We start from the raw sequence: 10820 nt of genomic DNA, 5'->3' as shown, positions 1-10820 counted from the left end.
GTCTTCAAATGGCAGTGATATTCATGTGGATACTCAGCTCACATACCCAGACACCGATCCAGACTCAGTTGCTCGCAATGACACATATAATTGCGTAAGTCTTCGATGCGCCCTTGAGCCTAACGCTCCCGCTGTCGCGAAAATGACGGCTCGTTATGTGGCTAACGAAAAAGAGCTTATTCCGGTTTACTATAACGTGAATTCGAAAACAGGCGATGTTGAAGAGAAAGATCCTCGCTTTGCACAGGCAATTGCGAACATCAACGAAGTCATCGGAAGACCGGTTTTCAAAGATATGGGCTTCATCCACGTTGACCACGACGAAAGCGACTGGCTTCTTGACTACTCTTCAGTCGAAGGCAAAGGCGGTCTTATCTTCTCTGTTGGCACAAGCGTAAAAATTAATGCCAACCAACAAACTTGTGGCTCTGCTTCTATTGGCCCTAACAATATGCAGATTGCCCCAATTGTTATTGACGAAAACAACTACTTCAAAGCAGATGGTGGATGGGTATGGCTCAACCTTGATTCTTCAGACGGCACTTGTCTAGCTGACGTTGAGATAGCAACTCATGAACTCATGCATGCACTTGGCTTCCTTGATCACTTCGATGGATTTGGTGCTGATGGTGAAGTATTTGGTGACCGTGCTAAAGCAGCGCTGCGCACGCTATACAACAACGATGCACAGTCTGATCCAGACAACCTAACTTACTACCATTGGCCTGCGAACTAATTCGCAGATCTAAGTAGACAATAGTCAAATGAATTAAGGCCGCCAAATGCGGCCTTTGATGAATTTGAATCTTAGATGATGTGATCAACATAACGAATGGCTTCCCCAGCCTTGTTAAAGAAAATGAATTAGCACAGTTCTCAGAGTGAGAAAGTTTGGTCTAGACTTCAATAGATTGAAGTGATGTTATAACATAACAGATATGTAACAGGTTGATTTTATTATAATGGAGACGTATCTAAATGACTAAACTACCTGTAACTGTACTATCAGGCTTTCTTGGTGCCGGGAAAACAACGGTGCTCAGCCACATCCTTAATAACCGCCAGGGCAAGAAGGTCGCTGTTATCGTCAATGATATGAGCGAGATAAATATCGATGTTTCGTTGGTACAAAATGAGGTCGCACTGAGCCACAAGGAAGAGCAACTTGTAGAAATGAGTAACGGGTGTATTTGCTGTACGTTACGCGAAGATTTGCTGTTGGAAGTGAATAGGTTATCCAAAGACGGACGCTTTGATTACTTATTGATTGAATCAACTGGAATTTCCGAGCCACTGCCGGTTGCAGAAACATTCACGTTTGAGGATGACGAGGGTGTATCACTGTCCGATGTCGCTAGGTTGGATACTATGGTGACGGTGGTCGATGCCTCCAATTTTATTCGTGACTTCGATGAAGCCAAGTACCTCCAGGAGACGGGGGAATCATTGGGAGAAGATGACGAACGTAGCGTTGCAGATTTATTGATTGACCAAGTTGAATTTGCCGATGTATTGCTGATCAGCAAAACAGACTTGGTTGAACCTCATGAGGTTGAAAGGCTGATCGCTATTTTAAAAACACTCAATACCCACGCCCAGATTATTCCAATATCCAATGGCAATGTGAATATTGATGATGTGTTAAACACTGGACGGTTTGATTTCGAGCGTGCACAAAAAGCGCCAGGTTGGCTCAAGGAAATGCGTGGGGAGCATGTCCCGGAAACCGAAGAGTACGGAATCGGTAGCTTCAGTTATGTCGCTCGGCGACCATTTCATCCTGAGAAGTTTTATCGTTTCTTACACAACACCCATAGCTACGGGAAGCTATTACGATCTAAAGGATATTTCTGGTTAGCCTCACGGCCAGAATATGCTGGGCAGTGGAGTCAGGCTGGGGGTATAGCACGTTATGGTTTTGCTGGCATGTTTTGGAAATCAGTGCCTGAGGATCAGTGGCCGACGGATGAAGTGCATGTCACCGCGATAATGAAAAACTGGGTAGAACCATTTGGCGATATGCGCCAGGAGTTGGTTTTCATAGGTCAAAACTTAGATCAAGAAGCAATGACAAGGGCACTTGATGAGTGCTTGTTATCTGAATCGGAATTATCACAAGGAGAAGTGTACTGGACAACATTGAGCGATCCATTTCCAGCCTGGAGGTAGGGGATAACCAGCGAGCTATTTGATTCTGGACAGAGAGTGAAGGCGACTAGAAAAGCGCTACTGGGGGAAATTATGAATTCAGAACAACCGGTGACACTATCAGAAAAAGATATTTTATCAGCACCAGAGTCGGACTACATGAATGAATCTCAACTTGAATTTTTCAAGCAGAGGTTAGTTGATCTGCATGAGACTACTAGGGCCCGTATCGAGGAAGCAAAGGAGCAAATGAATAATTCGAGCGGACTTAGTGATGAACATGACAGAGCGTCTTATGAAGAGCAAGCAGCACTAGCCTTGAGAATTGTCGATAGAGAACAAAAACTATTGGTCAAAATCCAAGAGTCATTGGAACGTATCCGTATCGGGGAATATGGTTATTGTCTTGAATCTGGGGAGCCTATAGGCATATCGCGGCTACTGGCTAGGCCGACAGCCGAATATAGTATAGAGGTTAAAACGCTCAAAGAAGTCAAAGAGCATCATTACAAGAAACAAAGCAGAGACCTTGACTAGGAAGTCACGTTTTGGGCCTAACCCATACCATTCCACCGACAAATTCTTACTTTTAACATCCAATATCTGAATCAAGATCAAAGCGTTAAAACTTTAAACACCGTGTATCCACCTTGTTCAATATAAATGTTATGTTATAACATTCATATATGCACATGATGTTATAACATAACGAAACAAGGAAAATGTTGTGAATAGAAAAATGCTCTCTCTCATTGTTGGTAGCATGTTTGTCTCACCTGCTATGGCCGATACTCTTTCTAACCCCCAGATTGGTGTGGTTTTGGATGGCTATTACCAAGATGGCGAACGAAATAATTCTGAACGGGAAGAAGGGTTTGGCTTGGGGCACACAGAGCTAAACATGTCTGCAAACATCGATGATAAGTTCTACAGCGCACTTACCGCTGTGCTAGAAAGCCACGGTGATGAAACAGAGTTGAATCTGGAAGAAGCTTTCATTGAAACACTTGCTCTGCCATATGGTTTGAACGTGCGTGCGGGACGGTTCCTGTCTGACTTTGGTTACTTGAACAGCCAACATATGCACACAGACAGTTTTGTTGAGCGCCCAGTTGCTTACCGAACCTTTCTTGGCTCTCATTACTACGACGATGGTGTCAGGGCTAGCATAGTGCTGCCAACAGACCTCTATGTGAAATTTGGAGTGGAAGCGTTAAGTGGTGACAGGCTCTCTGCTGTTGAAGATGGCTCAAAAGTCGGCGTTTATACCACAACCTTGAAAATAGGTGATGACTTTTCCGAGTCATCAAGCTGGCAGTTTGGCTTGAGCTATCTTCGCAATGAAGACGGTAAGGTCAGCGAGTTTGAAGATCATGATCACGGCCACGATGATGAGCATGACCACGACCACGGTGCGGCAGTGACAGGTTCAAACTTGTACGGTGCCGATTTTGTTTGGAAGTGGGCGCCAAATGGTAACTACAAATACCAAAACTTCACCTTGTCTGCTGAGTATATGTGGCTGGATGAAGTTGTAGACAGCCGATTCAAAGAAGACGGGGCGTCAGATAACCTAAGCGCATATTATGTTTCGGGTGTTTACCGTTTCAACCCGAGTTGGTCAGCAGGGCTTCGCTATGGTGAAGCAGAAAGTTATGACGGCCATGCACATGATGACCATATGCACTTTACTGACCTGAACGACAAAGAATTCGACGCCATGGTTGCATGGGATTCCTCCCATTTCGGTACTATCCGCGCGCAATACACACGTGTTGATAATCAAGACAGCGATACCGACAACGTATTCACACTGCAATATGTCATGACATTTGGAGCACACGGAGCACATGCTTTCTAAACTGACTTTTAGTAAGTGCAGTTTAGCAATGATGGCAGCAGGGGCTGCCATCATTTCTTCACCTGCGCTAGCACTCAATATTTTTGTTTGTGAACCTGAATGGAAGGCGTTTCTGGCAAGTCATGCCCCAGATGCAACCATCTATTCTGCGACAACAGCCAAACAAGATCCGCATTACGTGCAAGCCCGCCCTTCATTAATTGCCAAAATGCGCCAAGCAGATATGGCGATGTGCTCGGGAGCCGAATTGGAAGTCGGGTGGCTGCCTATGCTTCAATCAAGAAGTAGTAATAGTGCGGTTCAAAATGGTGCAGACAGTATGATTTATGCAACGGATTATGTCCGTATGCTGGACACCCACGACCACGTTGATCGGAGCATGGGTGATATCCACGCCCACGGCAACCCCCATGTCCAGTTTGCTGCCAATGATATGATCCCTCTGTCTAGAGCCATTTCGAAGCGTTTACAGGCTATCGATCCAGCGAACGCGCAAACTTACCACTTGAATGGCATGAAATTTCGTTCTCATTGGCAAAAGAAGCTAAATGAATGGAACGTAAAAGCCGCGCCGCTCAAAGGTAAGCAGGTCGTTGGCTATCATGAGAACTATCGATATCTATTTGAATGGCTCGAAATTGAACAAGTTGCGGATCTTGAGCCAAAGCCAGGCGTTTCGCCGACGACGTCACATTTGAACTCGTTAACTAAGTTGGACCCACAATCCTATGATGCGATAGTGTATTCCTCACATCAGGATCAGCGCCCAGCATTTTGGCTGCAACAACGAACAGGTAAACCTGTCATACAGCTTCCGCTGACGGTTTCCGAAGGGCAAAGTTTGGATCAATTGTACGAGAAAATAATCGATGCTTTGTTGGATGTACTGGTAGAACCCTCACCGGAGCGAGCTTAAACCATGGTCGAATATGCATGGCTGTTACCCGCTATATTTTGCGGTTTGATTGCCCTAGCAGGTAATGTCGTGCTTGGTCAGCAGGTGCTGAAACGACAGATCATTTTTATTGATTTAGCAGTGGCTCAGGTCGCTGCTTTGGGAGCTGCAATAAGCCATTATGGGTTGAGCCAATACTCACTTTTTTCAGGTTCCTTCTTTGGTGAGATGGTTGGCCCTTGGCTAATGTCACTGCTGTTGTGCGCTGTCATTGCTTTGATGGAAAAGCTCTACAAACAGTATTTGGAACCCATGATCGGAAGCCTGTTTGTTGTTTCAGCGTCGCTGGCAATCATACTGGTGAGTAAAGACCCACATGGTGCCGATTTTATCCAAGGAATCCTGAATGGTCAGTTGCTCTGGTCGACGTGGGGTGATGTTTGGCCTTTGGCATTAATCACCACAGCAATGCTAATGCTGGTTTGGTTTAAACCTACCTTTATGCAAGGAAGTGGTTTTTACCTTATTTTCGCTATATTAATGCCCATCACGGTTAAGCTGACTGGGATATATTTGGAGTTCGCGTTGCTAGTGATCCCTGCTTTGTGCGCTTCAGCCCTCAAAGGAGTCCACTTCTTTGTTGCCAGTATTGGTATCGGGGTTGTCGGTATACTTTCAGGTATTGCGGCTTCGGCGTATTACGACTTGCCAAGTGGTGCCAGTATTGTCATTACCTTATTCGTAGCAGGTCTGCTGTTCAATTTATTAGTACAGCCCTTTGTGCAGAGAGTATTTGCTATGAGTAATACCTAGCAAATGTGATTTTGAATATCTTCAATGTATGCATCATTAATGGAGTGACTACATATGGCTTCTTCAATAATCCCAACTAATTTTGCCGAGTGGAAACATTGCATTACTGTCGAGTGTGGCCTTGAGCTAACGCCTGAATATATTGAGCAGCGAATTGAAGCGTTGCAAACAGAGAAAGACCATTACACGCAGCAATTCACTCGCTTGTATGGCGAACAACATCTCAATAGGGTGCTCAGCTGGTTCAGGCAAGCCCAAACGGAAGTTAAATCGGAATAGCTGCCCCTGTGCACTGAAGAAAAAGGGGAGCTTGCTCCCCTTGATAGACATATTAAGAATTGGGTAAGACGGTTACATGGTTACGAATTCGCAACCTTCAACTCACCCCCCTGCAGTTCCGAGTCATTGAGCAGGCCAGCATAGACACCGTTTTGGTCTACTAACTCTTGGTGGTTCCCTCGCTCGACAATTTCGCCTTGCTCAAGAACCAAGATTATATCCGAGTGGCGCACTGTGCTCAGGCGGTGGGCAATGGCGATCACGGTCTTTTCCTTGAATAAGCGCTGCATGGCTTTTTGGATCAGATCTTCGGTGATGGAATCGACTGAGCTGGTGGCTTCATCGAGCATCATGACTTGACCGCCTTGTGCCACTGCACGGGCAAAGGAAATTAGCTGGGTTTGGCCTGCTGATAGGTTTGAACCGTTTTTATCCAACGGGAAGTCATAGCCTCGTGGTAGTTTTTCGATAAAGCTATTGGCATAGACATACTGCGAAGCCTGCTCAACTTGGTCGCGGTAGATGTCTTCTTTACCTAGCGCGATATTGAAGTGGATTGTTTCCTCGAACAGGTGGACATCCTGCATCATCAATGAAAACAGGTGGGCCGAATCATCGATGGAGATTTCAGAAAGCTCAATGCCATTAAGCAAAATGCTGCCTTCGTAATCTTGGTAAGTTTTCGAAATTAAGCGCATGATTGTTGACTTACCTGAACCGGTTGAGCCAACCAGCGCCACCTGATGGCCTTTCTCCAACATAAAGGACACGTTTTTCAGGACATAAGGAGCATCATCTTTGTAGCGGAAGCTGACATTTCTGAATTCCAGGCTGACAAACTCTTCAAGCTGCTTCTCAACTTTGTGGCTAGGCTGCAAAGTTCGACCTTCCTCTTCCACCGGTTCGACAAACAATTCTTCGATATGATCGAATGCTGCGAATGAGCTTTGAATCGAGGCGATTTGCGAGGTGAAGTCACGAATAGGTACAAATACCTTTTCCAAGGTGTTGATAAAGGCAATCAGCACACCAAGGGACAGCGATGCCTCAAGCACCTGACCTGAACCGTACCAAATCATCAGTGCCACCGTGATTGAGGTAATACCGGAAATGAAGGAGAACAGAACGGCATCATATTTATTGACCTTTTTCTGCGCTTTCAAAAATTCATCGGTATAGCCTTTGTATTTTTGCTCAACAGCTTCTTCTGCACGGTATAGCTGAACGGTTTTGACGCCTAAAATCACTTCCTGCAAATAGCCGATCCCACGGGCCAATGAAGAGCGGGTTTTCAAATGTAGTGCCCGTAAGCGGTTGCGAACATATACGGTCAGGTACATCACCGGAGGCATGATAAGCAATACAATCAGGGTCAACTGCCAATCGATAAAGAGCATCATCACCAACAGAGCGATGGTATTGAGGCTATCTCTTACCAAGCCGACAACGGATTGGATAAAGGTCTCGCCGATGGTCTCAAGATCGCTGGTCAGGCGCGACAGGGTGACGCCATTTGGTGTATTGTCAAAGTAGCTTCGGGGCAGTCTTAAGACACGATCAACAAGCACCGAGCGCATATCGGTAATGGTGTACTGGCCCGTTTTGCGCAGGTTGTATGAATAGGTGGTATCAACAATGTAGTCGATGATCAGCACCGCAAGCAGGGCAGTGATATAGAGCCACATGCCATCGGTATTATCTTGGGCGAGGTGAGTATCGATCAGTTGAATAATCAGCCAAGGGAACAATAAACTGGTGGCTACCGTGAGTGGCAGCATGGAAACGCCGAGGATGGCAGAGCTTTTGTATTTTTTGGCAAATTTTAAAAAATGCTTTAAGTATTTAACATCAACACCCTTTAGCATGCTGCCTCCGCTTCGTTTTGTTGCAGTTTCCATGTCTCCAAGTAATACGGGCAAGTCTGGAGTAGGGTTGCGTGATCACCTTTGGCGATAACTTTGCCTTCATTTAGCACAAGTATTTCGTCCATATATTCAAGGGCATTAACTCTGTGGGAGACAACGAGCACGGATTGATTCTGTAGTCGGTCAAACAGGCTTTCCAATATCTTGCGTTCAGTCTCGTAATCGACTGCAGACAAGACATTATCCAAAATAATCAAATCGCTCGGTTCAAGCAGTGCCCGGGCAATGCTCAAACGTTGCTTCTGACCACCGGAGAGCATAATGCCTTTCTCGCCGACCATGGTTTGGTCACCTTGGTCAAAGCGCTCGACATCACCGGATAGTTGGCTCAAAGCGAGTACCTCATCAACTTGCGATTTGGCAATTTCCGGGTCAAGGCTACCAAAGCGAATGTTATCTTCCACAGTAGCTGAGAATAAATAGGGTTCCTGTGTGATGGTTTTGATATAGCGGCGCAGGTCGCTGCGGGAGAAAGTACTAATATCTTTATCACCAAGGAAAATAGTACCGGTTGGAGTATCTAAATGGTGGTTAAGACAGTTAACCAAAGTCGTTTTGCCTGCTCCGATACTCCCAAGCACGCCGACTTTTTTACCTGCCGGAATATCAAAGCTGATGTTGTCGAGAATGAGCGTGTCTTCGCCAGGGTAGCTGAAGCTTAGGTTCCTCACCGAGATAGTCTTTGCTTTCAACACGTCCAACTCATTTTGCGGTAAGCGTAAATCATCCTGATCGGGAACTTCAGCATTGAGGATGGTTTGGACGCTTTCGACCCCAACCATACCTCGCTGGTAGATAGTGGCAATTCGTCCTAGCTGCATCAGTGGCAGGGCCAGTAGTACCGAGTAGGAAAGGAAGGCTGTAATCTCACCTAGGGTTAGTTGCTGTTTGGCCAGCATATAGCCACCAAGCCCCAATATCATGATTTTCATGAGGTTATTGGCATAATCCAACACTGGCATAAAGAAAACTTGGATGCGGGTGATTTTCATGCGACAGCGTAGCAGCTGCTGGTTGAGAGTTTCTATCTCTTCTTTCACCCACGGAGACATTTGCTCGCTTTTGATTAAATCAATACCGGATAAATAGCTCATCAATTGTGCCGAGAGGTTTTGCAATCGACGCATATGTTCCATATGCAGTTCTTTCAATTTTTTGAAACCGATACGGAAAATGACAAAGGCGATAACAATAGGTACAACCGAATAGAGCGTTAGCTCGGGCGAAATACGCCACATCCACAATGGTGTGAGGGACAATGCCATTAGCGCATTGGCGAAATTCAGAAAGCCGACACCAAACAGCAGCCGGATTCCGTTTAGGTCATTATTGATAATAGAAATAAGTTTGCCAGAGGCGAATTGGCTGTGAAAGCTGTTCGGCAGGCGGTTGAGCCTTTGCAGCAGGGTATTTTTGAGTGAAGCCTCTGTGATTCGGCCTGGATTAAGGCCGTATATGCGTGACCAGATACGCACCACAACCATGGAAATAGCCATGAAGACGACCATACCCACATAGTTGGTTAACTGGTGATGGCCATTTGGAGAGTCATTACCGATGAGGTCGATTGCCAATTGGATATAGCGCGGTATCTCAACCTGCAGCCAGTTAACCATAAAGATGAAGATAATCGCCAGTATATATGACTTGCGATTCATACGCAGGTAATGCGCGAAAAATTGTGTTTTAGTCATGAAGCTCAGTCATTCGGAAGATTCGATGTATGCCTATTGAGAATAAGTCTTAATTGTACACCGGTTTACAATCTAAATCATTCTGAATACATCACCCTGTATAGGCTAGTAGTTATTTGCTTTGGCATGATGCTTAACAGTATTGGAACTCTATAAACAGAGGGGGTGATCAATCAATAGCGATGATGAGTGAATAAACAATTAATATAAAATAGATGATATCTTCACTTTTTAAGACTGATATTTGACGTGGAAATTAAATTTTTAAAGCCTAAAAATAATACCGATTACCCGAAGGAGAGGCCTTTTGGTATGCAGCGATTAGATAGACATCAATTAGAAGTACTACTTTGGGAGGCAAGTAAAGAAAATGAAAAGTTACGTGCAGAAGTAAAAAGGCTTAATTGGTGGCCTTAAATTAGATGAGATATGATATTACTATTATGAAAGAATTCATAGACCAGTGGTTATCTAAACATCTTAAACTAGGTATTATTTTCGGTATATTAGCCGGGGTAAAACTTGGATTAGTGATTGGGAAACTAATTTTTTCAACCGGTTAAAATGGAAAATAGATTCACTATGCATAATAGTATTAATCAATGGGCTTACCACCATCCTTGGACTATGTTGGTCTTTTCTATTTTTCTTGGTTGTGCCATCACAGGTTTGATTGGATTAGTTATTTTTGGAGGAACCTGTTTTGAGTGAGTCAATGAAAGAAAAGCAATTAATTAAAGAAGTAACGCGTCTTCGTTATGATGTTGAAGAGTTGAAAAGAGAACTCAAACGAATAGAAAAAACAAATAAAAACGTTAAGTGGTATAAAAATGGTTATGTAACAGTGATCATGAAAACAATATTACTTTCTATAATGGTCTCAATTATGTTGTTGTTTGGACTGCTATCAATGCAATAATTTACCTCTATTGTTATTTGCTGTTTTTATTTTGTTTGCGATGACTTGAGTTTGCAGTAAGTTGGTCAGCAAGGTTTTCCACCAACGGATGCTCATCGTCGTGCAACTGAGACAGGGATTACTCTCGATTGGGGCGGGCATGACTATAATGTAAAATCTATTGTCTTATAGGTGCTGGAGCGTCGGACTCGATGGCAGTAACAGAGCCCCACATCATTGAAATTGATCTAGAGAGAAGAATAACTTCTCAATCTGTCGCGCAGTTATGGCGGTCGACAAACAAGGT

Annotated in this window: 10 protein-coding genes; 8 read left to right on the top strand and 2 right to left on the bottom strand. The window is 44.5% G+C overall.

All coding sequences use genetic code 11. The features are described 5' to 3' along the window. The 7 genes from BIZ37_RS27135 to BIZ37_RS27105 form a co-directional block, all read left to right on the top strand. Nucleotides 1-736: hypothetical protein (locus BIZ37_RS27135; RefSeq protein ID WP_222939853.1), on the top strand; the 736-nt coding region annotated here is incomplete at its 5' end. A gap of 242 nt (nt 737-978) precedes the next feature. Beyond that, on the top strand, nt 979-2169 hold the full coding sequence (zigA, locus tag BIZ37_RS27130) for a zinc metallochaperone GTPase ZigA (RefSeq protein WP_107297815.1): 1191 nt from the start codon (nt 979-981) through the stop codon (nt 2167-2169). Nucleotides 2170-2241: 72 nt separating this feature from the next. Then, a complete protein-coding gene (dksA, locus tag BIZ37_RS27125; protein WP_187464184.1) occupies nt 2242-2685 on the top strand; it encodes an RNA polymerase-binding protein DksA in 444 nt (147 codons plus the stop codon). A gap of 190 nt (nt 2686-2875) precedes the next feature. Next, a complete protein-coding gene (locus tag BIZ37_RS27120) occupies nt 2876-4009 on the top strand; it encodes a hypothetical protein (RefSeq protein WP_187464183.1) in 1134 nt (377 codons plus the stop codon). Next, nucleotides 3999-4925, top strand: coding sequence for a metal ABC transporter solute-binding protein, Zn/Mn family (locus BIZ37_RS27115; RefSeq protein WP_187464182.1), 927 nt, complete (start codon nt 3999-4001; stop codon nt 4923-4925). The genes BIZ37_RS27120 and BIZ37_RS27115 overlap by 11 nt, the downstream gene beginning before the upstream one ends. Nucleotides 4926-4928: 3 nt before the next feature. Then, nucleotides 4929-5717, top strand: a complete 789-nt coding sequence (locus tag BIZ37_RS27110) for a metal ABC transporter permease (protein WP_187464181.1) — start codon at nt 4929-4931, stop codon at nt 5715-5717. Nucleotides 5718-5771: 54 nt separating this feature from the next. Continuing rightward, nucleotides 5772-5996 (top strand): hypothetical protein, encoded by a 225-nt coding sequence (locus tag BIZ37_RS27105; RefSeq protein WP_107297819.1) that lies wholly within the window; start codon nt 5772-5774, stop codon nt 5994-5996. An 80-nt stretch (nt 5997-6076) separates the two neighbouring features. On the opposite strand, the gene BIZ37_RS27100 is transcribed toward BIZ37_RS27105, so the two are convergent. Beyond that, the gene (locus tag BIZ37_RS27100; RefSeq protein ID WP_187464180.1) at nt 6077-7861 is read right to left on the bottom strand and encodes an ABC transporter ATP-binding protein; all 1785 of its coding nucleotides are present in this window, start codon (nt 7859-7861) and stop codon (nt 6077-6079) included. Continuing rightward, a complete protein-coding gene (locus BIZ37_RS27095; RefSeq protein ID WP_187464179.1) occupies nt 7855-9615 on the bottom strand; it encodes an ABC transporter ATP-binding protein in 1761 nt (586 codons plus the stop codon). Before BIZ37_RS27095 ends, BIZ37_RS27100 begins: the two co-directional genes overlap by 7 nt. Before the next feature lie 703 nt (nt 9616-10318). Here BIZ37_RS27095 and BIZ37_RS27090 point away from each other — a divergent pair. Continuing rightward, entirely contained in the window at nt 10319-10534 is a 216-nt protein-coding gene (locus BIZ37_RS27090) for a hypothetical protein (protein WP_187464178.1), read from the top strand. Nucleotides 10535-10820: the final 286 nt, after the last annotated feature.

The sequence above is a fragment of the Photobacterium sp. BZF1 genome (assembly GCF_014349205.1).
Classification (GTDB): Bacteria; Pseudomonadota; Gammaproteobacteria; order Enterobacterales; family Vibrionaceae; genus Photobacterium.
This window is presented reverse-complemented; position numbering and strand designations above follow the sequence as displayed.

Bases quoted from the DNA above. Each gene is read 5' to 3' on its own strand.
- BIZ37_RS27100 (WP_187464180.1), bottom strand. From the start codon at position 7,861: ATGCTAAAGGGTGTTGATGTTAAATACTTAAAGCATTTTTTAAAATTT.
- BIZ37_RS27110 (WP_187464181.1), top strand. From the start codon at position 4,929: ATGGTCGAATATGCATGGCTGTTACCCGCTATATTTTGCGGTTTGATT.
- zigA (WP_107297815.1), top strand. From the start codon at position 979: ATGACTAAACTACCTGTAACTGTACTATCAGGCTTTCTTGGTGCCGGG.
- dksA (WP_187464184.1), top strand. From the start codon at position 2,242: ATGAATTCAGAACAACCGGTGACACTATCAGAAAAAGATATTTTATCA.
- BIZ37_RS27105 (WP_107297819.1), top strand. From the start codon at position 5,772: ATGGCTTCTTCAATAATCCCAACTAATTTTGCCGAGTGGAAACATTGC.
- BIZ37_RS27095 (WP_187464179.1), bottom strand. From the start codon at position 9,615: ATGACTAAAACACAATTTTTCGCGCATTACCTGCGTATGAATCGCAAG.
- BIZ37_RS27115 (WP_187464182.1), top strand. From the start codon at position 3,999: ATGCTTTCTAAACTGACTTTTAGTAAGTGCAGTTTAGCAATGATGGCA.